The sequence below is a fragment of the Actibacterium pelagium genome (assembly GCF_002285415.1).
In the GTDB taxonomy this organism is placed as follows: Bacteria; Pseudomonadota; Alphaproteobacteria; order Rhodobacterales; family Rhodobacteraceae; genus Actibacterium_B; species Actibacterium_B pelagium.
On sequence record NZ_NSBU01000007.1, the window covers coordinates 1,590,907 to 1,610,233 of the forward strand.

General features: G+C 57.4%; 28 protein-coding genes. 1 reads left to right on the top strand and 27 read right to left on the bottom strand.

The genetic code is table 11. The features are described from left to right. The 10 genes from CLM58_RS16715 to CLM58_RS16760 form a co-directional block, all read right to left on the bottom strand. Nucleotides 1-1,254 (bottom strand): amino acid ABC transporter permease, encoded by a 1,254-nt coding sequence (locus CLM58_RS16715; protein ID WP_095596984.1) that lies wholly within the window; start codon nt 1,252-1,254, stop codon nt 1-3. Between the two features lie 110 nt (nt 1,255-1,364). Next, nucleotides 1,365-2,381: an amino acid ABC transporter substrate-binding protein gene (locus CLM58_RS16720; RefSeq protein ID WP_095596985.1), complete on the bottom strand. Its 1,017-nt coding sequence runs from the start codon at nt 2,379-2,381 to the stop codon at nt 1,365-1,367. A 227-nt stretch (nt 2,382-2,608) separates the two neighbouring features. Further along, nucleotides 2,609-3,322, bottom strand: a complete 714-nt coding sequence (locus CLM58_RS16725; protein WP_095596986.1) for an ATP12 family chaperone protein — start codon at nt 3,320-3,322, stop codon at nt 2,609-2,611. A 3-nt stretch (nt 3,323-3,325) separates the two neighbouring features. Beyond that, entirely contained in the window at nt 3,326-4,000 is a 675-nt protein-coding gene (locus CLM58_RS16730) for an HAD-IA family hydrolase (RefSeq protein ID WP_095596987.1), read from the bottom strand. Next, a complete protein-coding gene (locus CLM58_RS16735) occupies nt 4,001-5,041 on the bottom strand; it encodes an RluA family pseudouridine synthase (protein ID WP_095596988.1) in 1,041 nt (346 codons plus the stop codon). After that, nucleotides 5,038-5,415, bottom strand: coding sequence for a fluoride efflux transporter CrcB (gene crcB / locus CLM58_RS16740; protein WP_095596989.1), 378 nt, complete (start codon nt 5,413-5,415; stop codon nt 5,038-5,040). Before crcB ends, CLM58_RS16735 begins: the two co-directional genes overlap by 4 nt. A 41-nt stretch (nt 5,416-5,456) precedes the next feature. Continuing rightward, nucleotides 5,457-6,761 (bottom strand): replication-associated recombination protein A, encoded by a 1,305-nt coding sequence (locus CLM58_RS16745; protein WP_095596990.1) that lies wholly within the window; start codon nt 6,759-6,761, stop codon nt 5,457-5,459. 23 nt (nt 6,762-6,784) lie between these two features. After that, entirely contained in the window at nt 6,785-8,167 is a 1,383-nt protein-coding gene (locus tag CLM58_RS16750; protein ID WP_095596991.1) for a Do family serine endopeptidase, read from the bottom strand. 102 nt (nt 8,168-8,269) lie between these two features. Beyond that, complete coding sequence (locus tag CLM58_RS16755; RefSeq protein ID WP_095596992.1) at nt 8,270-8,860, bottom strand: acyl-homoserine-lactone synthase; 591 nt, start codon at nt 8,858-8,860, stop codon at nt 8,270-8,272. A gap of 69 nt (nt 8,861-8,929) precedes the next feature. Next, nucleotides 8,930-9,541: a helix-turn-helix transcriptional regulator gene (locus CLM58_RS16760; protein ID WP_095596993.1), complete on the bottom strand. Its 612-nt coding sequence runs from the start codon at nt 9,539-9,541 to the stop codon at nt 8,930-8,932. 77 nt (nt 9,542-9,618) lie between these two features. Here CLM58_RS16760 and CLM58_RS16765 point away from each other — a divergent pair, with 77 nt between their 5' ends. After that, the gene (locus tag CLM58_RS16765) at nt 9,619-9,810 is read left to right on the top strand and encodes a hypothetical protein (protein ID WP_095596994.1); all 192 of its coding nucleotides are present in this window, start codon (nt 9,619-9,621) and stop codon (nt 9,808-9,810) included. Nucleotides 9,811-9,878: 68 nt separating this feature from the next. Here CLM58_RS16765 and rplQ read toward each other — a convergent pair whose 3' ends face one another. From rplQ to rplN, 17 genes are all read right to left on the bottom strand, one after another. Further along, the gene (rplQ, locus tag CLM58_RS16770) at nt 9,879-10,298 is read right to left on the bottom strand and encodes a 50S ribosomal protein L17 (RefSeq protein ID WP_095596995.1); all 420 of its coding nucleotides are present in this window, start codon (nt 10,296-10,298) and stop codon (nt 9,879-9,881) included. 145 nt (nt 10,299-10,443) lie between these two features. Then, a complete protein-coding gene (locus tag CLM58_RS16775) occupies nt 10,444-11,460 on the bottom strand; it encodes a DNA-directed RNA polymerase subunit alpha (RefSeq protein ID WP_095596996.1) in 1,017 nt (338 codons plus the stop codon). Between the two features lie 113 nt (nt 11,461-11,573). Beyond that, entirely contained in the window at nt 11,574-11,963 is a 390-nt protein-coding gene (gene rpsK, locus CLM58_RS16780; RefSeq protein WP_035261034.1) for a 30S ribosomal protein S11, read from the bottom strand. A gap of 15 nt (nt 11,964-11,978) precedes the next feature. Then, nucleotides 11,979-12,347, bottom strand: coding sequence for a 30S ribosomal protein S13 (gene rpsM / locus CLM58_RS16785; RefSeq protein ID WP_095596997.1), 369 nt, complete (start codon nt 12,345-12,347; stop codon nt 11,979-11,981). Between the two features lie 226 nt (nt 12,348-12,573). Beyond that, nucleotides 12,574-13,932, bottom strand: a complete 1,359-nt coding sequence (gene secY / locus CLM58_RS16790; RefSeq protein ID WP_095596998.1) for a preprotein translocase subunit SecY — start codon at nt 13,930-13,932, stop codon at nt 12,574-12,576. A 105-nt stretch (nt 13,933-14,037) separates the two neighbouring features. Then, entirely contained in the window at nt 14,038-14,505 is a 468-nt protein-coding gene (gene rplO / locus CLM58_RS16795; protein WP_095596999.1) for a 50S ribosomal protein L15, read from the bottom strand. Nucleotides 14,506-14,642: 137 nt separating this feature from the next. Further along, nucleotides 14,643-14,861 carry a DUF1127 domain-containing protein gene (locus CLM58_RS16800; protein ID WP_099098754.1) on the bottom strand — a complete coding sequence of 73 codons (219 nt, stop codon included), beginning with the start codon at nt 14,859-14,861 and terminating at the stop codon, nt 14,643-14,645. Between the two features lie 227 nt (nt 14,862-15,088). Next, nucleotides 15,089-15,304: a DUF1127 domain-containing protein gene (locus CLM58_RS16805; RefSeq protein ID WP_095597001.1), complete on the bottom strand. Its 216-nt coding sequence runs from the start codon at nt 15,302-15,304 to the stop codon at nt 15,089-15,091. A gap of 204 nt (nt 15,305-15,508) precedes the next feature. Beyond that, on the bottom strand, nt 15,509-15,697 hold the full coding sequence (rpmD, locus tag CLM58_RS16810) for a 50S ribosomal protein L30 (RefSeq protein ID WP_095597002.1): 189 nt from the start codon (nt 15,695-15,697) through the stop codon (nt 15,509-15,511). Nucleotides 15,698-15,710: 13 nt separating this feature from the next. Further along, a complete protein-coding gene (gene rpsE, locus CLM58_RS16815) occupies nt 15,711-16,292 on the bottom strand; it encodes a 30S ribosomal protein S5 (protein WP_095597003.1) in 582 nt (193 codons plus the stop codon). A 109-nt stretch (nt 16,293-16,401) separates the two neighbouring features. Beyond that, entirely contained in the window at nt 16,402-16,761 is a 360-nt protein-coding gene (rplR, locus tag CLM58_RS16820; RefSeq protein ID WP_095597004.1) for a 50S ribosomal protein L18, read from the bottom strand. Between the two features lie 11 nt (nt 16,762-16,772). Next, the gene (gene rplF, locus CLM58_RS16825; RefSeq protein ID WP_095597005.1) at nt 16,773-17,306 is read right to left on the bottom strand and encodes a 50S ribosomal protein L6; all 534 of its coding nucleotides are present in this window, start codon (nt 17,304-17,306) and stop codon (nt 16,773-16,775) included. A 10-nt stretch (nt 17,307-17,316) separates the two neighbouring features. Next, nucleotides 17,317-17,715: a 30S ribosomal protein S8 gene (rpsH, locus tag CLM58_RS16830; protein WP_095597006.1), complete on the bottom strand. Its 399-nt coding sequence runs from the start codon at nt 17,713-17,715 to the stop codon at nt 17,317-17,319. Nucleotides 17,716-17,727: 12 nt separating this feature from the next. Next, nucleotides 17,728-18,033, bottom strand: a complete 306-nt coding sequence (rpsN, locus tag CLM58_RS16835) for a 30S ribosomal protein S14 (RefSeq protein ID WP_095597007.1) — start codon at nt 18,031-18,033, stop codon at nt 17,728-17,730. A gap of 18 nt (nt 18,034-18,051) precedes the next feature. After that, nucleotides 18,052-18,612 (bottom strand): 50S ribosomal protein L5, encoded by a 561-nt coding sequence (gene rplE, locus CLM58_RS16840; protein WP_095597008.1) that lies wholly within the window; start codon nt 18,610-18,612, stop codon nt 18,052-18,054. Further along, nucleotides 18,612-18,917 carry a 50S ribosomal protein L24 gene (gene rplX / locus CLM58_RS16845; RefSeq protein ID WP_095597009.1) on the bottom strand — a complete coding sequence of 102 codons (306 nt, stop codon included), beginning with the start codon at nt 18,915-18,917 and terminating at the stop codon, nt 18,612-18,614. The genes rplE and rplX overlap by 1 nt, the downstream gene beginning before the upstream one ends. Nucleotide 18,918: 1 nt before the next feature. Further along, nucleotides 18,919-19,287 (bottom strand): 50S ribosomal protein L14, encoded by a 369-nt coding sequence (gene rplN, locus CLM58_RS16850; RefSeq protein ID WP_007427594.1) that lies wholly within the window; start codon nt 19,285-19,287, stop codon nt 18,919-18,921. Nucleotides 19,288-19,327 lie beyond the last annotated feature (40 nt).

A 19,327-nucleotide genomic window follows, 5' to 3' on the forward strand; every position in this document is an offset into this window, starting at 1 on the left:
TTACCGCTCCACCAATTTTACGCGATTGTTGTACCAGTTCATCGTGCCCGAAATGGTCAGAGAGATCGTCAGATAGATCGCCATCAACATAAGGATCGCTTCCATCTCACGGCCAGTCTGGTTCAGGGTGACGCCGCCAAGAGTGGACACAAGGTCCATGTAGCCGATGGCCACCGCCAGCGACGAGTTCTTGGTCAGGTTCAGGTACTGAGAGATCAGCTGAGGAATAATCACGCGCAGGGCCTGCGGCAGGATTACCAAGCTCATCGTGCGTCCGGGACGAAGGCCAAGCGCAAAGGCCGCTTCAGACTGACCTTTGCTGACCGCCTGAATACCGGAACGAACCGCCTCGATGATATAGGTGGTCGTATACAGCGTCAGACCCAGCCAAAGACCAATCAAGGGCGCGCTCATATTGATGCCGCCTTTGAAGTTGAAGCCTTTCAGCTCTGGTTTGCCGATGTGGAAGCCAAGTGCGATCAGCACCAGCAGGAACGGGATGATGACGATGGCGATGTTCATCCACATAGTGTTTGGACGATCACCGGTTTCGGTCTGAATCCGATTGGCGCGCGCGTTGTTCCACTTCATGGCAAACAGGCTGCCTGCAAGCACCGCCAGCAGAACGATCAGTTCGATGCTGACATTAAACACACCAAGGTTCAGATCCCCCAAGGGGCGACTGAAAAGCGGCTCGGGGATATAAATACCACGGTTTGTGACCGCCATAGAATCCCAAAGCAGCATCGAAGCTTCGGGGGTGTCTCCGCGGAAGGCCCGAGGTGCCGGGGCAATCGCAGTCAGCGTGAACATGCAGACGAAGATCCACAGCAGGACCGGCACGTTCCGGAAGATTTCAACGTAAAGAGCCACAAGGCGCGACACGAGCCAGTTGGAGGACAGGCGCAGAACGCCGCCGATGACACCCAGAATAGTCGCCGCGGCGCAACCCATGAAGGCTACAAGCAGCGTATTCAGCAGGCCCACCAGAACGGCGCGGCCATGGCTGTCGGTCGAGGTGTACTCGATCAGGCGTTGGTTGATGTCATAGCTTGCAGTATCGCCCAGAAAGTCAAAGCGCAGGGGCTTGCCAAGGGCTGCAAGGTTCACGGCTGCATTGCGAGCCAGCCACCCGAGGGCCAGCAACACAAGAACCAGAACGACGAATTGGATGGTGATGCCGCGATAGCGAGAATCATAAAGCAGCATGCTGAGACGGAACGTCTCTTTCGGTGGTGCGACAGAGTCGGACATATAGTTTCCCCGTTTACCCGATAAGGGTGGCGCGGTTGGCCGCGTCTAATTTCGTGGAAGGTATAGAAATGAGAAGGGGCGCAGTTTCCTACGCCCCTTCAAACTTGATCTTACCGGAACGGCGGCGAGTATTGCAGACCACCTTCGGTCCACAGCGCGTTCAGGCCGCGCGCCAGACCGATCGGGGTGCTTTCACCGATCGTACGCTCGAAGATTTCTCCGTAGTTACCGGTTGCAGCAATCGCCTGAACGAAGCAGTCAGACTCCAGGTTCAGCATGCTGCACAGGCTGCCTTCGGAACCCAGCATACGGTTGATCGACGGGTTGTCGGTACCTTTTGCCAGCTCTGCAACGTTGGCTTGGGTCACGCCCAGCTCTTCAGCTGCGACCAGAGCGTTCTGGGTCCAGCGAACGACGTCTTCCCAGTCGTTGTCGCCGTGGCGAACGGTCGGGCCCAGCGGCTCTTTCGAGACGATTTCCGGCAGAATGATGTATGCCGAAGGATCTTTCAGCGATGCACGAACGCCAGCCAGAGCCGAAGCGTCGGTGGTGTAAACGTCACAGGCGCCTTCTTCGTACAGAGCTTTCGCTTCCGAGGTACCACCAACCGGCAGCGGCTCGTAGCTCATGCCGTTTACGCGGAAGTAGTCGGCCAGGTTCAGCTCGGTCGTGGTGCCGGTCTCGATGCAGACAGTCGCGCCTTCCAGCTCGGTCGCCGAGGTTACACCCAGGTCTTTCGGAACCATGAAGCCCTGACCGTCGTAGTAGTTGATACCTACGAACGAGGTCTTCAGGTCAACGTCACGCGAGAAAGTCCAGGTGGTGGTACGGTACAGCAGGTCAGCTTGACCAGCCGACAGCGCGGTGAAGCGGTTCTTCGACGAAAGCTCGATGTATTCGACAGCATCGGCGTCGTCAAAGATCGCTGCGGCCAGAGCGCGGCAGAATTCTACATCGAAGCCTTCGTGCTTGCCTTCGGAGTTACGCGAAGAAAAGCCCAAAGTACCTTCGGTCACGCCGCAGTTTACCTTGCCGCGCGCTTTAACATCGTCCAGCGTACCCGCTGCCGAAATACCAGCGGCCAGGCCTGCTACAGCCAGAGTGCCGAGAAATACAGATTTTTTCATTTTATCCTCTTCCTGTTGATTAATTTCAGCCGGTGACTTTATTCGCACCAATCTGAAACCCGGGACCTTTGTTCTGAGTGAAGGCCCCGGCAGCGACTAAACTTTGGGCGCAAACATCCAAGATCGTCAAGAGCGACGTAGGGAAAAGCCATTCGATTGGTAAAAAAAATTGCTCACTCCACCCGCTGAACAACTTTTGGGCTGCCCAAAAGCAGAGTGATCTCGTTTTAGTCGTCGCTGCAAAGAGTCAGGAAACGCTTGGCATGTAGGAACGCCTGCCGTTTCTTTTCAGCAACCTCTTGGGCCTCTTCGTCTGGGCCCCATTGGCTTTCCTGCCAAGCCTCATCAACACGCGAAACCGACCAGATTTCGTCTGCTTCCGCTACGTCATTGGCTGCCGCCAGACCGAGAATCAGTGACCCGGACAGGCTGACCAGATCGTGCAAAGCGGTAAGTTCGAAGGGGGTCGTATTATGAACCTTTCGCTTCAAAACCGCGACACTTTCCGCGTCCTGAGGTACCGGCATCATACCGGCCGTGGTCACTAGTTTTGCGCCGTACTCATTCGCGGCCCAAGTCAGATATGGGTCCCATGCCTTGGCCTGCATCTCGCAAAGGCCGTCTGGCCCGTCTGCGCGATAGCAAAGCAGATCGCTTTCCCCGTAGGCACCGATCAGATCGGCCACTTCCTGATGCTGGGCGCTGACCTTGTCGAGCGCGGCATTGGCCGACCGAGTCACCGGCATCGTCAGCGGCTGGATCTCTTTCTCTTGCGCGTCCCACTCTTCCGCGGCCGCCTGCGCCATGGCTTTCGAGGGCAGGACGAAGGCCGTCTTGGCAGGCGTCTTCACGCTGCGCCCGTCCAGATGCACGGTCCATCCGCCATCAACCTCGACCGCCTCCGCTGTTTTCCAGAAGCGTTTCGACTTCCATTCGCTCATCGTCTATCCCCAGAAGTTTTCCAGCGCCGGATTTAGCGCAGCAAAGTCATCAATGACAATATCCGCACCCGCATTTCGCAGCTTTTCCGGTGCGTGATAGCCCCAACTGACACCCACAGTCCGAAACCCGGCGGCGACGCCCATCTCAATGTCGTATGTCGTATCGCCGACCATCACGGCCTGATGCGCGTCGACCCCGGTATCGCGCAATGTTTGATGCAGCATCGCAGGGTGCGGCTTGGACGGATGGTCATCTGCGGTCTGCGCTGTTTGAAAGTAATGGCGCAGGTTGTGCCCCGCAAAGACATGGTCCAGCCCGCGGCGGGATTTGCCTGTGGCAACGCCCATCAATGTCTCGTCCTGCGCTGCAAGAAGGTTCAGCGCCTCCATTGCGCCCGCATATAGCGGGGAAGGTGTACCCCCGCTTACCTTGCGCGTTTCGACGAACGAATGCTTGTAGCGTGCAACCGCCTCATCCAGATCGGCGCCATTCATATCGGGCGCTAATTGCGCCAGCGCTTGCGGCAACGACAAACCGACAATCGACAGGATTTTCGGGCGCGAGGGCGCTGGCCGCCCCATCTGCGCGAAGGCCGTTTCGACCGACTGGACGATCACGTCCTGACTGTCGATCAGGGTGCCGTCCATATCGAAGACCACAAGACGCAGATCGGTCATTCAGATCCCCTCGAACGGATCGTCGGCAGCCAAGTCTTCGGTCCAACCGAAGGTCTCGAAGGTGTTGGCCATGTGCTCTGGTAGCGGGGCGGTAATCGTCGTGAGTTTGCCCGTCACCGGGTGCTCAAATGTCATCGAACGCGCGTGAAGATGCAGCTTGTTCGAAATGATCCCGCCAATCTTCGCGCCCCAGCCATCACCAAGGTTTTCCTGCTTGGACCCGCCGTATTTGCCGTCACCAGCGATCGGGTGGCCAATCTCGGCCATATGGGCGCGCAACTGGTGGGTGCGGCCGGTGATCGGCTCCATCGCAACCCAAGCGGCACGGCTGGCAACACGGTAAAGCGTGGCATAGAGCGTATGGGCCCGTTTGGCATCAGGGTGGCTGTCCATCTCGCGCGGATGAACACAGATCATCTTTTCCGCCTCACCCTTGCGACCGCGACCCGGTGCTTTCATCAGGCCAAAGCGAATTTCGCCCAAGTATGGCGTAGGGACGCCCGCAACGACGGCCCAGTAAATCTTGCGTGTTTCCTTATGGCGGATCGCGCCGGTCAGATCCGAGGCGATCTTGCGCGTCCGCGCCAGCAGCAACACGCCCGATGTGTCTTTGTCGAGACGATGCACCAGACGAGGCTTCTCTTCATAACCAAACTTCAGCGCCTCGGCCAAACCATCCACGTGCTTGGTCTGCTTACTGCCCCCTTGCGTCGGCAGACCGGGTGGTTTGTTGATCGCGATGATGTAGTCGTCCTTGTACAAGACACAGGACCGTAACATCTCGGCGTCTTTGTCGCTGACCGTTGGCTTCGGACGCGAAACCACCTGTCCCGGATCGGGCAGCGGCGGGATGCGGACCTGTTGTCCAGCCTCGACGCGGGTAGAGGATTTCACCCGACCACCATCGACGCGAATTTCGCCTTTGCGGCACATTTTCTCGATCCGCCCTTGGGCGATATGCGGGAAGATACGGCGGAACCAACGATCCAGCCGTTGGCCCTCGTCATCCTCGGATACGGTCAGGGTTTGTACACCACTCATGCGACGGCTCCTTTCGCCACCATTAGGCCTAGGGCCAGCGCCAGAATCGACACCACTACCGAGGCCAGAACATAGACCAAAGCCAGCCCCACCTGCCCCTTCTGGAACAGGGTCATCGCATCCAGCGAAAAGGCCGAGAAGGTCGTAAAGCCCCCCAGAACACCGGTCAGCAGAAACGGCATCGCGCCCTGCTGGCCGCGTTCGGTCAGCACAACGAACAACAGCCCCATAAGGAAAGAGCCCACCACATTCACGATCAACGTGCCAAAGGGAAAGCCCTGCCCCAGAAGTCGCACAGCGGCGACGCCTGTCAGATAGCGGCTAGACGCCCCCAAGGCCCCGCCAAGGGCCACCTGTAATACTGTCCAGATCATGCCAAGCCCTTCCCCCGCCCACGCGGAAAAGTCAAGCGATCCTAGCTGTCGCGCTTGGCGCGCAGCTTGGCGAAATAGTCAACGCGGCGCTTCAGCTCGCGTTCGAACCCGCGCTCGACGGGCAGGTAATAGACGCCGCGCTTCATGCTTTCGGGAAAATAGTTCTGACCCGAGAACCCGTCTTCGGCGTCATGGTCATATTGATAGCCGTCGCCATAGCCCTGCTCTTCCATCAGTTTGGTCGGTGCATTCAGGATGTGTTTGGGCGGCGGTTCTGACCCGGTTTTCTTCGCAGCCTTCCGCGCGGCCTTATAAGCGGCGTAGCCCGCGTTCGATTTTGGGGCGAGCGCCAGATAGGCCACGGCCTGCGACAGGGCAAGCTCCCCTTCCGGAGAGCCTAAGCGCTCATAGGTTTCCCACGCGTGCAGGCAGATGGTCTGGGCCTGCAGGTCGGCAAGGCCGATGTCCTCTACCGCCATACGCGTGATGCGACGGGCAAGGAAACGCGGGTCCTCTCCACCCTCTAGCATCCGGGCGAACCAGTATAGCGCGGCATCGGGGTCGGACCCTCGCACCGATTTATGCAGGGCCGAGATCAGGTTGTAATGCTCATCCCCCGACTTGTCGTACTTGGCCGCGCGCTTCATCAGGCGGGTCGAGAGTTCATCTACGGTCAGTGACTTTTCGGTCTTCCACGCGGCCACCTGTTCGACAAGGTTCAGCGCGGCGCGACCGTCACCATCGGCCATCTCGATCAGCGCCTCACGGGCTTCTCCGGTCAGGGGCAGCGCTTTGCCCAGTTCTTTCTCAGCCCGCTGCAACATCAGTTCTAGCGCCACCGGGTTCAGCCGGTTCAGCACCAGCACTTGCGAGCGGCTTAGAAGCGCTGCGTTCAGTTCGAACGAGGGGTTCTCGGTAGTCGCACCCACCAAAAGGATCGTGCCGTCTTCCATATGCGGCAGGAACCCGTCTTGCTGTGCTTTGTTGAAGCGGTGGATCTCATCCACAAACAACAAGGTGCCCTTGCCGTTCCGGCGGCGTAGCTTGGCGGCCTCGAACACCTTTCGTAACTCGGGAACACCGGTAAAAATCGCGCTGATCTGGACGAAGGCCAGATCAGTCTCATCCGCCAGCAACCGTGCGATCGTGGTTTTCCCAACGCCGGGCGGTCCCCAAAGGATCAGCGAACCAAGGCTGCCTGCTTCCAGCATCACCCGCAATGGCGCCTCGGGGCCCAGAACCTGTTCCTGCCCGATCACCTCGTCCAGATGTCTGGGCCGCAATCGGTCAGCCAAAGGACGCGGAGCCGTGTCTTCGCGCGAAGGGGTATCAAACAGGTCAGCCATAGGCGCAGACTAGGGCAGCCGGATCAGATGCGAAAGCGCAAGACGCTACGCCGGTTACCCCGAAGGTATTCGATCGACCAGTTTCGCGTTCTTTCCCGCATCGCTTTGCGCAGATCGTCGGGTCTGTTGATCCGTTTTCCATTAACCTGAAGCACGATATCCCCCGCGCGCAGACCCGCACGATTTCCAAGGCGCCCCGGATCTGTGACCAAGACACCGTTCGCAGAGAAAGGAAGATTGTATTCACCAATGACAGCCGGGTTGATCCGCACGGCCTTTAGCCCTTCGAACGGGCTTTTGTCTGTTAGCACAACCGGGTCACGAGACGGCTTTTCAGGGGCGAGCATCATCACGACCTTCGCGGTCCGTGTTTTCCCGTCCCGAAGGTATTCCACTTCTACTTTTTCGCCCATCGGCGTGATCGACATGTAGAAATAGACCTCTTGCGGTGTTGCCACCTCTTCGGCGCCAAAGCTTAGGATCACATCACCTTGGCGCAGACCCGCTGCCGCGAAGGGGCTGTCTTCGTGCAACTCGCTAAGAAGCAAGCCCGTTGGCACGTCTAGGCCAAGCGCTTCCGCCATGTCTGCGTCCAGCGCCTGCCCGATCACCCCCGCCCAAGGGCGCGCAAAGGCATCATTGCCACTTTGCGCCTGGTCCAAAAAGCTACGTACAAGAGACGCGGGGATCGCGAAACCGATCCCGACAGAGCCACCGCCACGCGACAGGATCGCAGTGTTGATCCCCACCAACTGCCCACGCATATCCACCAGCGCCCCACCGGAATTGCCCGGGTTGATGGCTGCATCGGTCTGGATAAAGAAACCCTTCCCGCTTCCAACACGCATGCCCGAACGTGACAGGGCCGAGACGATACCCGCCGACACGGTCTGCCCCACGCCAAAGGGGTTGCCGATGGCCAGCACCAATTCGCCCACCTCAAGATTGTCCAGATCGCGGAAGTCCAATGACGGCAGATCGGACGCGCCGTCCAGCTTCAGGATCGCAAGGTCAGAGCCTTCGTCGCCCAGAACGACGGTCGCATCAAACTCTCGCCGGTCCTGAAGCACCACGCGGATCTCATCCGCCTGCCCCACGACGTGATAGTTGGAAACGACATATCCATCGTCGGTCAGGATCACGCCGGACCCCAGAGAGTTCTGAAGTCGCGGTCGTGTGTCCTGAAATCCTCGGAAGAATTCGCGGAAGAAAGGGTCGTTGGCAAACGGGGTACGCCGTTGCTCGACCACACGCTTTACGAAGATGTTGACCACGGCAGGCGCTGCCTGCCGGACCACTGGCGCAAAGCTTAATGTGATTTCCTGCTGCGTTCCAGGAACCCGCGTCTCGGTCAATCCCACGCTCGGGACTAGGGCTAGGATCAGCGCAGCAAGAACTCGTCTCATATTTACCTCCGGTCTGGCTCTGCCCGTGATATGAGCAGAGCCGAGACTTTGTTCAAGCTACCTTCGCACCCAAGGCAACATGATTGGAGGCCGTCTGCGAACTTAGTGCAGGTTCGAGGCGAAGTTCATCGACACGACCTGATTGTTCACACCTTCGATTTCCATCACCGGCCCCATGGCGGTCATGTCGACACCGACACGGCCCGCCCAGCGCGGCCAGTTGGCATTCAGCAAGGTCAGACACTGGCTGGCGCCAAGGTTCCGCGCAGCGCTGGCCAAAGCCAGAACCAGTTGAGCATGCACACGACGACGGCGATTCGCAGGGACATCATGCGACACGAACAAGCGCGAGCTTTCCCAGACGTTTTCACAAACCGGCGCTTCTTCGTACAAAAGATGCGACGGGATGGTGTCCAGAAGACCCTTCTGAGCGTCACGGATCATGTAGGTATAGATGCCGCATTTCGCGGTGGTCGGGGTCAGACGGTTGCCGGCCAACACACGGCCAAGATCGTCGTGGACAACGACCCAACGGCTGGCCGGGGTGTCATACTGGTCGTATTCCATCCCCATGGCCTCTGGGAGGTCCCATTTGTTGTGACCGATAAACAGTTCGCGGCGCGCGCGCAGCATGTTAGCGAACAGTTCACCGTGGTGGTGCATGTTTTCGAAGGAAAGAGTGGTAGTTTGCATTTGTGCCTCCAGCAGCAAAGGTTGATACGATTTCTCGCATGCGGAGGCGGTACATAAACAAACCACTCATTATATCAGACCATAGTCTTTGGCCCGCTGGATCGCTTCGGCAGTGGTACGCGACATAAGGCGCTGACGTGCTGATGTCAGTCGCGCTTTGAGCGCACTTTCCGAAATGCCCAGCTTTGCAGCCGCAGCTGCATACCTGTCGCCTTCCGCAATGCACTTCAGCGCTTCGATCTGTGCCTTGGTCAACTTTTGCGGAGGCTCGGTAATATCATGGAGACGAAATACCAGATGCTCGATCTGCTCGATCTCTTCGTCCAGGAATTCCCGATCTGCTCGTGCCAAACTCGCAATCGTTCTAGAGCTTATGGGCCCACAGGAGATCGTTACGCCATACCTCAATCCGTAACTCGCGGCTTCTTTGAAGATGCCAAACGGGTCCGGGATTTTTTTATTACTCCACCGGGTCGAGCCAGTAGTGCAAAAGCCCCACGCGGTCATAGGATCGCGTAGAACGTACCCATTATTTGTATAGTGTTCAGTCCAAGCGGGATCATAAGTCGTAAACGACATCAGCGGAGAGGTGAATCGGATATGCAGGCCAAGGAAGTACCCGGCCGGCGCCAATTCACCGAGCGTCTGTAGCTCGCGGTCAAAGACTAGCTTATTGAACATGTCTTTTTAGACAAGTTGCGCCAGCCATAGTCAACTTTAAATTGACGATTGCCGGGGTAGTAAACCTAGAGAGAAGTATGTCAAAAACGATCAGACCTGATTTATTTGCCAAGGTCATGGCCCTTCCCAAAAATTTACGCGAGGATCTTTTAGATCTTCTGGGCGGGTCTTCCATCGAGGATGCCCACCTGAGCGAGATTATCAGCAATCTCTCTCATCCGTTAAGCCGACCCCCGCTGCCAGCCGAACAGCAGAATGTTACCCGTTAATATTTGACCAAACAAACAAAAAGCCCCGCGAGATTCGCGGGGCTTTTGTATGTCTTGCGAAATATCGCTTATTCTTCGGCGGCGTCTTCGGCCTCAAGGCGGGCACGGTCGGCAGCGCCTTTTGCGTCGATGTCACGGTCAACGAATTCGATGATCGCCATCGGTGCCATGTCACCATAGCGGAAGCCAGCTTTCATGACGCGGATGTAGCCACCCTGACGGTCTTTGTAGCGCGGGCCCAGTACTTCGAACAGTTTCTCGACATAGGCATCCTGCTTCAACTTGGACGCGGCCTGACGACGAGCGTGCAGGTCACCGCGCTTTGCGAGGGTGATCAGCTTCTCTACGATCGGGCGCAGTTCTTTTGCCTTGGGCAAGGTGGTTTTGATCTGTTCGTGTTCGATCAGCGAACCGGCCATGTTTGCGAACAGCGCTTTGCGGTGCTCGTGGGTACGGTTCAGGCGGCGGTAGCCTCTAGCGTGACGCATGTTAATCTCCGTTCTTGCGTTTTACTTTGTCTGGCAGCCTCTGGTCCTGAGGCCACTCTCCTTGGGGCGTTTGCCCATATTTTCCCCGGCACTCCCGGGCATTTGATGAGGGGGCGTTTAGTACCGCCCCCTCGAATTGTCAATCTTAGAACTGGTCTTCGAATTTCTTCGCCAGGTCTTCGATGTTTTCCGGCGGCCATTCCTCGACATCCATGCCAAGGTGCAGACCCATGCCAGACAGAACTTCTTTGATCTCGTTCAGCGACTTGCGGCCGAAGTTCGGCGTGCGCAGCATTTCTGCTTCGGTCTTCTGGATCAGATCCCCGATGTAAACGATGTTGTCGTTCTTCAGGCAGTTTGCCGAACGGACCGAAAGCTCCAGCTCGTCGACCTTCTTCAGCAGCAGCGGGTTGAACTCCAGACCGTCGTCTTCTTCCTGGCGACCAGCCGCTTCGGGCTCGTCGAAGTTGACGAAGGTGGACAGCTGGTCCTGCAGGATACGCGCAGCAAAAGCTACGGCGTCGTCCGGCGAAACCGAACCGTCGGTTTCGATTTTCAGGGTCAGCTTATCATAGTCCAGAACCTGACCTTCACGGGTCGGCTGCACGTCGTAAGCAACTTTCTTGACCGGCGAATAGATCGCATCAACCGGGATCAGGCCGATCGGCGCATCTTCCGGGCGGTTCTTGTCAGCAGCAACGTAGCCTTTGCCGGTGTTGACGGTCAGTTCCATGAACAGGTCGGCACCATCATCCAGGTGGCAGATGACGTGGTCTTTGTTCAGGACTTCAATGCCAGCGGTTTCCGAGATGTCACCAGCAGTGACAACGCCCGGGCCTTTGGCCGAAATGGACAGGCGCTTGGGGCCTTCGACGTCCATACGCAGGGCTACGCCCTTCAAGTTCAGCACAACGTCGGTAACGTCTTCGCGTACACCCGAGATACTGGAGAATTCGTGCAGAACGTTGTCGATCTGAACGCTGGTGATCGCTGCACCTTGCAGCGAGCTCAGCAGAACGCGGCGCAGCGCGTTGCCAAGGGTCAGACCAAAGCCACGCTCCAGCGGCTCTGCGATAACGCTAGCCTGACGTGCGGGGTCGTTACCCGGCTTGATCTCCAGCTGTGTGGGCTTGATCAGTTCCTGCCAGTTCTTGTGGATCATGTATGTCTCCTCAATTCCTGCTTGCGGCTCATGTCCAGCGCCGAAAGCGCCCGAGGTTTAAAATGACGGACTCGGGCCATGCGACACCGCAGGCCCGAGCACTAAATTTTTGATTAGACGCGGCGGCGCTTCGGAGGGCGGCAGCCGTTGTGTGCGATCGGGGTCACATCACGGATCGAGGTGATGTTGAAACCGATAGCGGCCAGTGCGCGCAGAGCCGATTCACGACCCGAGCCCGGACCCTGAACTTCAACTTCAAGGGTCTTAACACCGTGCTCCTGGGCTTTCTTGCCCGCGTCCTCTGCAGCCATCTGAGCAGCATACGGGGTCGACTTGCGCGAACCCTTGAAGCCCATGGTGCCGGCCGACGACCACGAGATCGCGTTGCCTTGAACGTCCGAGATCAGGATCTTGGTGTTGTTGAACGAGCTGTTTACGTGAGCAACGCCTGCGGCGATGTTCTTACGCTCTTTACGCTTGGTGCGTGTCTTATCACGTGCCATTGGTCAGACCTCCCCTTACTTCTTCTTGCCAGCGATCGGTTTCGCCGGGCCTTTGCGGGTGCGCGCGTTGGTGTGCGTGCGCTGACCACGTACGGGCAGGTTGCGACGATGGCGCAGACCGCGGTAGCAGCCAAGGTCCATCAGGCGCTTGATGTTCATCTGAACTTCACGACGCAGGTCACCTTCAACGGTGAAGTTCGCGTCGATGTGCTCGCGGATCGCCAGTACTTCGGCGTCCGACAGTTCGTTCACACGACGGGTGGATTCGATACCAACAGCTTCACAGATCTTAGCTGCCGAGTGATGACCAATACCAGTGATATAAGTCAGTGCGATGGGGACGCGTTTCCCGGTAGGGATGTTTACGCCAGCAATACGTGCCACGTTTGTCTTCCTTCGGTTGCGGTTCCGTAGCTCCAGAACCTTTTTTCACAACATAAGCCCGAAAGCTTCCTGCCTTCGGGCCTTCTGCTTATTTGCCTCACACTGTTTACTGGAATCAGCGAACGTTGGTGAAACGATTCATTATTGAGGGGCCTGCTTTAGGCCTTTTCCATAAACTCGTCAAGGCCAGAAACCGGCCTTGTCAAGAACTTTCTAATACGGACGCTTAGCGCCGTGCCGGACCCTTACGGCGCCCTTTGCGTTTGCCGCGCAGTTGCGACTTCTCGATAACGCTTTCGTACTGGTGAGCCATCAAGTGCGACTGCACTTGCTGGATGGTGTCCATGGTCACCGAAACAACGATCAGAACCGAGGTGCCGCCGAAGTAGAACGGGATCGCCAACTGAGCACGCAGGATTTCAGGCAACAGGCAGACGAGTGCCAGATAACCAGAGCCCAGCACCAAGATACGCGTCACAACGTATTCCAGATATTCCGAGGTCCGCTTACCCGGGCGAATACCCGGTACAAAGCCATTCTGGTTCTTCAGGTTGTCCGCCACATCGTCGGTCTTGAACGAGACGTTGTAGGTATAGAAATAGGTGAAGAACACAATCATGCCTGCAAAGAACAGCAGGTACAGCGGCTGGCCCGGACCAAAGTAGGCCAGAAGGATCGACATCACGGGGCCGGTTTGGCTGCCCGAGAAGGTCGAGACCGTGGTCGGCAGCAGCAACAGCGAGCTTGCGAAGATCGCCGGGATCACGCCTGCCGGGTTCACTTTGATCGGAAGGTGCGACGACCCACCGTCGTAGACTTTCATACCAACCTGACGGCGCGGGTATTGGATGTGGATCTTGCGCAATGCACGCTCCATGAAGACCACGAAGGCAATCACGCCCACCACCATTGCTATCACGCTGATGATCACGAGCGGGCTGATCGCGCCGGAACGGCCCGAAGCAAAGAACTGCGCCAAAGCGGCAGGAACCTCGGCAATAATGCCGACGAAGATGATCAGAGAGATACCGTTACCAACGCCGCGTGCAGTGATCTGCTCACCCAGCCACATTAGGAACATGGTGCCGCCAACCAGTGTAATCACGGTCGCAGCACGGAAATACCAACCAGGCTCGGTGACAAGATCACCTGCTTCAAGCGAAACGGCCAGACCATAGGCCTGGAATGTCGCCAGGAACACGGTGCCGTAGCGCGTGAACTGGTTGATTTTCTTGCGGCCCTGTTCGCCCTCTTTCTTCAGCTGTTCCAGCTGAGGAACCATCGCCGTCATCAGCTGAACGATGATCGAGGCCGAGATATACGGCATGATGCCCAGAGCAAAGATACCCATCCGGCCAAGCGCACCACCTGTAAACATCGACAGAATACCGCCAACGCCTGTGGACACTTGCTCCATGAAGTCGCGAAGCGCGTTTCCGTCGATCCCCGGCACGGGGATGAACGTGCCCAACCGGTAAACGATCAGAAGCCCGAGGGTGAAAAGAATCCGCTGACGCAGCTCTGTCGCCTTACCAAAGGCGCTCCAGCTGATGTTTGCGGCCATTTGCTCTGCTGCAGATGCCATGCCCTGTCTCTTTCATGACAGCGCCGCCTGAACCGTTTTCCGGTCCGGCGGCGCTTGGAAAACTATACTTGGGATGTAAGCGGCTAAAGCGCCGCCCACAACCTCTTATTCGGCCGCCGACGCTGTTGTGAGCGATCCGCCGGCTTTCGCGACGGCTTCAACTGCCGATTTCGATGCGCCGGTGACGTTCAGCTCGACCTTTGCGGTCAGTTCGCCTTTGGCCAGAACACGCACACCGTCCAGCTTGCGACGGACCAGACCAGACGCAACCAGCGCGTCTTCGGTGATCGCTGCTTTGCTGTCCAGCTTGCCTTCGTCGATGAACTTCTGGATCAGGCCCAGGTTGATAACGGCGAATTTCTTGCGGTTCGGCTTGTTGAAACCACGCTTCGGCAGGCGCTGGTACAGCGGCATCTGGCCACCTTCGTAGCCTTTGATCGCCACACCCGAGCGGGACTTCTGACCCTTGATACCACGGCCACCGGTTTTACCAGTGCCCGAACCCGGACCACGGCCAATGCGTTTGCGAGGTTTGGTTGCGCCTTCGTTATCGCGCAGTTCATGCAATTTCATGTCGCTTCTCCTTGCCGGAACTGACCCCTGAAGCGTAAGCGGGCCAAACACGGCTTTTCTTGATGTTGATTCTGTGGCGGAAGGCCACCGGGGGCGTATACGCTCAAAGCCCCCCGTTGATCAAGCCCGTTTGCTGATCAGTTGCCGTAGACCAGCTTGCGCGCTTCGCTTTCGACGTTCAGCGAGTTCAGGCCCAGATCGTCCAGTTCGCGCGCGGTCAGCTTGCTCAGGACTTTAACAGTGCGGTGATAGTCATAGTACTGGCGGACAGAGGTCGCCAGAGCGTCGATCGCAATGAAGACACGATCTACGATGTTCAGCCCGCGCGAGGCCGAAGAGAATTGCGAGGTAGCCATATCGGTTTCCTTTGAGATTGCCATTGGCATGGCGCGAAAAAACAGGGGGTATTTTCCGCCCTATTACGCGCGCGCAAGCACTGCGACCACAGACAAGAAAGCAAAGGCGGGTTGCGCTGACTGCATAGATTTTAGGCGGAAAAAGAACGCGTCTCCGATGGCAGAAACGCAAAACGCCCCAGAGGGATCCCCAGGGCGTCAAACGTACTGATAATCTGCTTCGGCGTTTAGGCGCCGTAAGCGTGCGCGCGTGCGATGTCTTCGATCTGTCCGCGCGAGATGCCGATGTCGGCAAGATCACGGTCATCAAGGCTTTGAAGCTCATTGATGGTATCCAGGTAAAGCTTGCGGGTTGCCAAATTCTCGCGGAAGTTCGCGATCGCTTGGCTGATGTAACCGGCAATGCTTAGGCCGGAGTAGGCGGTTTGGGCTGCATGTGCCATGTCTATTCCTTTCAACGTCCCGGGAAGTTCCGGGTTTGGGTGTTTCTCCCGTGCCCGCTATCTAGGGCCATTGTCCGGCGCTAACAATTTACAATACGGTCTTCCCGCCATGCATTTTCTGCAACGCAGCAAAAGCTTCTCGCCGCAAAAGAAAAACGCCCCGGCGTTTCCACCGGGGCGTTTTCAAACTGTTTCAAAGATCGCTTAGTCGCGCTCTTCGATGATCTCGACCATGTGCGGGATCTTGGCGATCATGCCACGAACCGAAGGGGTGTCTTCCAGTTCGCGGGTCTTGTGCATCTTGTTCAGACCCAGACCGATCAGAGTTGCGCGCTGGTCCTGCGGACGGCGGATCGGGGAACCGATCTGCTTTACGACGATGGTTTTAGCCATGCTTCAGGTCTCCTTACGCTTCAGCTGCTTCAGCTTCGGCCGCGGCCGGTGCTGCATCAGGCTTGCTGAGGATGTCTGCCACTTTCTTACCACGACGCTGAGCGACCTGGCGCGGCGAGCTTTCTTTCTTCAGCCCGTCGATGGTGGCGCGGATCATGTTGTAGGGGTTCTGCGAACCGGTCGACTTAGCGACAACGTCCTGAACACCCAGCATTTCGAACACGGCACGCATCGGACCACCGGCGATGATACCGGTACCGACAGGCGCGGTGCGCATGATGATCTTGCCGGCACCGTGACGACCTTCGATGTCGTGGTGCAGGGTGCGGCCCTCTTTCAGAGGTACGCGGATCATTTGGCGCTTGGCTTGCTCGGTGGCTTTGCGAATGGCCTCGGGGACCTCTTTCGCTTTACCTTTACCAAAGCCAACGCGGCCTTTCTGGTCGCCTACAACGACAAGCGCTGCGAAGCCAAAGTTCTTACCACCTTTGGTGGTTTTTGATACGCGGTTAATCGCAACTAGACGATCCGCGAATTCCGGGGTTTCTTCTTCGCGGTTACGACCACGACCCCGACGGTTTTCACGTTCAGCCATCAGGCTATCCTTTCACGTTGGCGCTTGGCGCCAGTTTAACTCGACCCTGGTGAGCGCCCGGAAGGCGCCCCCTGATCATCGGGAGGGCGTTGCCGCCCTCCTCAGTTTTTTAGAACTTCAGACCACCTTCACGCGCAGCGTCGGCCAGAGCCTTCACTTTGCCGTGGAACAGGAAGCCGCCACGGTCGAAGTAGCACTCTTCCACACCGGCTTTCTTTGCGCGTTCTGCGATCGCTGCACCCACTTTGGTGGCTGCTTCGATGTTGTTTTTGCCAACCACGCCCAGATCCTTCTCGAGAGAAGAAGCCGAAGCCAGGGTGGTGCCTGCAACATCGTCGATCAGCTGTGCGCTGATGTTCTTGTTCGAGCGGTGAACCGACAGGCGAAGCTTGCCGACGTTTACTTTCCGCTGTTTGTTCCGAACGCGCAGGCGGCGCTTCAAGAACAGGTCTCGTTTGCTGTTTGCCATTTTTAGCGTCCTTACTTCTTCTTACCTTCCTTGCGGAAGATGTACTCGTCTTTGTACTTGATACCTTTGCCTTTATAGGGCTCGGGCTTACGCCATTCGCGGATGTTGGCCGCGACTTGGCCGACGAGTTGTGCGTCATCACCTTCGATGATGATTTCGGTGGGCTTCGGCGCGGTGACAGTGACACCAGCCGGAACTTCGAAATTCACCTCGTGCGAAAGGCCCAGAGACAGCTTCAGGGTGTTGCCCTGCATCTGTGCACGGTAACCAACACCGTTGATCTCAAGCTCTTTCTTGAAACCATCGGTTACGCCGGTAACCATGTTCTGAACCATGGTGCGGGACATGCCCCACTGCTGCTTGGCACGTTTGGACGAGCCGCGCGGAGCAACGGTAACAGCATTGTCTTCAACGGCAATGGTGACATCGTCGGTTGCGGTGAAGGTCTGGGCGCCTTTCGGGCCTTTCACTTCGACGGTCTGGCCAGACACGGATGCGGTGACACCCGAGGGCAGCTCGACCGGTTTTTTACCAATACGAGACATTCAGACCTCCTTAGAAGACGGTGCAAAGCACTTCGCCGCCAACATTCTGGCTGCGAGCGTTTGCGTCCGACATCACGCCGCGAGACGTGGAGACAATCGACACACCCAGGCCCTGACGGACAGTCGGGATGTCATTGACGCTCATGTAAACACGACGGCCGGGCTTCGATACGCGCTTCAGTTCGCGGATCACAGGCTCGCCTTCGTAGTACTTGAGGCCGATTTCCAGTTCAGGCAGCCCACGGGCGCCTTCAACTTTGTCGTAACCGCGGATGTAGCCTTCGTCCTGCAGCACGTCCAGAACCCAAGCGCGCAGCTTGGAGGCCGGGGTGCGAACGGTGGACTTGCCACGCATTTGCGAGTTACGGATGCGGGTCAGCATATCGCCGATAGGATCGTTTACAGACATCTAAAACCCTCCTTACCAGCTAGATTTGACCATACCGGGGATCTGGCCTTTAGAGCCCAGTTCCCGCAGCATAATACGGCTGACCTTCAGCTTACGGTAGTAAGCGTGGGGACGACCGGTCAGCTGACAACGGTTGTGCAGACGGGTAGCCGAGCTGTTGCGCGGCAATTTGGCCAGTTTCAGACGCGCTTTGAAACGCTCTTCCATCGGCTTGCTTTCGTCATTCGCGATTTCTTTCAGCGCGGCACGCTTGGCGGCATATTTCTCAACCAGCTTTTGGCGCTTCACTTCGCGGGCGACCATAGATTTCTTAGCCATGTTCTCTCTCTCCCGCGATTAGCTGTTGAAAGGCATGTTGAAAGCTTTCAACAGCGCCTTTGCTTCCGCGTCAGTTTCCGCGGTGGTGGCAATCACGATGTCCATACCCAGCATGTCGACAACTTTGTCGAAGTCGATTTCCGGGAAGACGATGTGTTCTTTCAGGCCCATGGCATAGTTGCCACGACCGTCGAACGATTTACCCGATACGCCGCGGAAGTCGCGGATACGGGGCATTGCGATGGTGATCAGACGATCCAGAAATTCGTACATCCGGTCGCCACGCAAGGTCACCTTGGTACCAAGCGGCATCTCTTCACGAACGCGGAAAGTCGCGATGGACTTTTTCGCCTTGGTGATGACAGCGTTTTGACCAGCAATTAGGGTCAGCGCTTCTTGAGCGTGCTTCACCTTCTTGGTGTCCTTGACAGCGTCACCGATACCCATGTTCAGGACGATTTTGTCCAGACGCGGGATCTGCATGTCGTTCTTGTAGCCGAACTCTTCCTTCAGAGCTGCGCGGATGGAATCCTTGTACAGCGACTTCAGGCGCGGGGTGTAGTTTGCAGTATCAAGCATTATACAGTCTCCCCGGTGGTTTTGGCATAGCGGACCTTCTTGCCGTCTTCCTCGCGGAAGCCAACGCGGGTTGCTTTACCGTTGCTGTCCAGCAGGGCCAGGTTCGACAGGTCGATCGGCATCGCGGTAGGTACGCGGCCGCCCTGAGAAGTCTGGGTCTGGCGGGTGTGACGGACAGCGATGTTTACGCCATCTACGATTGCCTTGCCGGCTTTCGGGTTCACGGACGAGATTTCGCCCTCTTTACCCTTGTCCTTGCCTGCAAGAACGACGACCTTGTCGCCTTTTTTCAGCTTAGCAGCCATCTTACAGCACCTCCGGCGCGAGCGAGATGATCTTCATGAAGTTCTTGGCGCGCAGCTCACGAACAACCGGGCCGAAGATACGTGTGCCAACAGGCTCACCGGCGTTGTTCAGGATTACAGCTGCGTTGCGATCGAAACGGATCGCGGTGCCATCTTCACGACGGACTTCTTTGGCGGTGCGTACGACGACGGCCTTACGGACGTCACCTTTCTTCACGCGGCCGCGCGGGATGGCTTCCTTGACCGAGACAACAATGATGTCGCCTACGGATGCGTATTTACGCTTGGAACCACCCAGGACCTTGATGCACTGAACTCGGCGTGCGCCGGAGTTGTCAGCAACATCCAGATTGGTCTGCATCTGGATCATGTGGTTTCTCCCGACCTTTGAGGACTTAAATGCCTCAGGG

Excerpts from the sequence above, each read along its gene's own strand:
- CLM58_RS16760 (WP_095596993.1), bottom strand. The coding sequence starts at position 9,541 with ATGTTCAATAAGCTAGTCTTTGACCGCGAGCTACAGACGCTCGGTGAA.
- rpsH (WP_095597006.1), bottom strand. The coding sequence starts at position 17,715 with ATGTCTGTAAACGATCCTATCGGCGATATGCTGACCCGCATCCGTAAC.
- CLM58_RS16720 (WP_095596985.1), bottom strand. The coding sequence starts at position 2,381 with ATGAAAAAATCTGTATTTCTCGGCACTCTGGCTGTAGCAGGCCTGGCC.
- rplO (WP_095596999.1), bottom strand. The coding sequence starts at position 14,505 with ATGAAATTGCATGAACTGCGCGATAACGAAGGCGCAACCAAACCTCGC.
- CLM58_RS16715 (WP_095596984.1), bottom strand. The coding sequence starts at position 1,254 with ATGTCCGACTCTGTCGCACCACCGAAAGAGACGTTCCGTCTCAGCATG.
- CLM58_RS16750 (WP_095596991.1), bottom strand. The coding sequence starts at position 8,167 with ATGAGACGAGTTCTTGCTGCGCTGATCCTAGCCCTAGTCCCGAGCGTG.
- rplN (WP_007427594.1), bottom strand. The coding sequence starts at position 19,287 with ATGATCCAGATGCAGACCAATCTGGATGTTGCTGACAACTCCGGCGCA.
- rpsN (WP_095597007.1), bottom strand. The coding sequence starts at position 18,033 with ATGGCTAAGAAATCTATGGTCGCCCGCGAAGTGAAGCGCCAAAAGCTG.
- rplQ (WP_095596995.1), bottom strand. The coding sequence starts at position 10,298 with ATGCGTCACGCTAGAGGCTACCGCCGCCTGAACCGTACCCACGAGCAC.
- CLM58_RS16725 (WP_095596986.1), bottom strand. The coding sequence starts at position 3,322 with ATGAGCGAATGGAAGTCGAAACGCTTCTGGAAAACAGCGGAGGCGGTC.
- rpsK (WP_035261034.1), bottom strand. The coding sequence starts at position 11,963 with ATGGCACGTGATAAGACACGCACCAAGCGTAAAGAGCGTAAGAACATC.
- rplR (WP_095597004.1), bottom strand. The coding sequence starts at position 16,761 with ATGGCAAACAGCAAACGAGACCTGTTCTTGAAGCGCCGCCTGCGCGTT.
- rplE (WP_095597008.1), bottom strand. The coding sequence starts at position 18,612 with ATGCTTGATACTGCAAACTACACCCCGCGCCTGAAGTCGCTGTACAAG.
- rplX (WP_095597009.1), bottom strand. The coding sequence starts at position 18,917 with ATGGCTGCTAAGCTGAAAAAAGGCGACAAGGTCGTCGTTCTTGCAGGC.
- CLM58_RS16730 (WP_095596987.1), bottom strand. The coding sequence starts at position 4,000 with ATGACCGATCTGCGTCTTGTGGTCTTCGATATGGACGGCACCCTGATC.
- CLM58_RS16765 (WP_095596994.1), top strand. The coding sequence starts at position 9,619 with ATGTCAAAAACGATCAGACCTGATTTATTTGCCAAGGTCATGGCCCTT.
- CLM58_RS16805 (WP_095597001.1), bottom strand. The coding sequence starts at position 15,304 with ATGGCACATGCAGCCCAAACCGCCTACTCCGGCCTAAGCATTGCCGGT.
- rpsE (WP_095597003.1), bottom strand. The coding sequence starts at position 16,292 with ATGGCTGAACGTGAAAACCGTCGGGGTCGTGGTCGTAACCGCGAAGAA.
- CLM58_RS16775 (WP_095596996.1), bottom strand. The coding sequence starts at position 11,460 with ATGATCCACAAGAACTGGCAGGAACTGATCAAGCCCACACAGCTGGAG.
- crcB (WP_095596989.1), bottom strand. The coding sequence starts at position 5,415 with ATGATCTGGACAGTATTACAGGTGGCCCTTGGCGGGGCCTTGGGGGCG.
- CLM58_RS16800 (WP_099098754.1), bottom strand. The coding sequence starts at position 14,861 with ATGGCTACCTCGCAATTCTCTTCGGCCTCGCGCGGGCTGAACATCGTA.
- CLM58_RS16735 (WP_095596988.1), bottom strand. The coding sequence starts at position 5,041 with ATGAGTGGTGTACAAACCCTGACCGTATCCGAGGATGACGAGGGCCAA.
- rplF (WP_095597005.1), bottom strand. The coding sequence starts at position 17,306 with ATGTCTCGTATTGGTAAAAAACCGGTCGAGCTGCCCTCGGGTGTCACC.
- secY (WP_095596998.1), bottom strand. The coding sequence starts at position 13,932 with ATGGCATCTGCAGCAGAGCAAATGGCCGCAAACATCAGCTGGAGCGCC.
- rpmD (WP_095597002.1), bottom strand. The coding sequence starts at position 15,697 with ATGGCTAAAACCATCGTCGTAAAGCAGATCGGTTCCCCGATCCGCCGT.
- CLM58_RS16745 (WP_095596990.1), bottom strand. The coding sequence starts at position 6,761 with ATGGCTGACCTGTTTGATACCCCTTCGCGCGAAGACACGGCTCCGCGT.
- CLM58_RS16755 (WP_095596992.1), bottom strand. The coding sequence starts at position 8,860 with ATGCAAACTACCACTCTTTCCTTCGAAAACATGCACCACCACGGTGAA.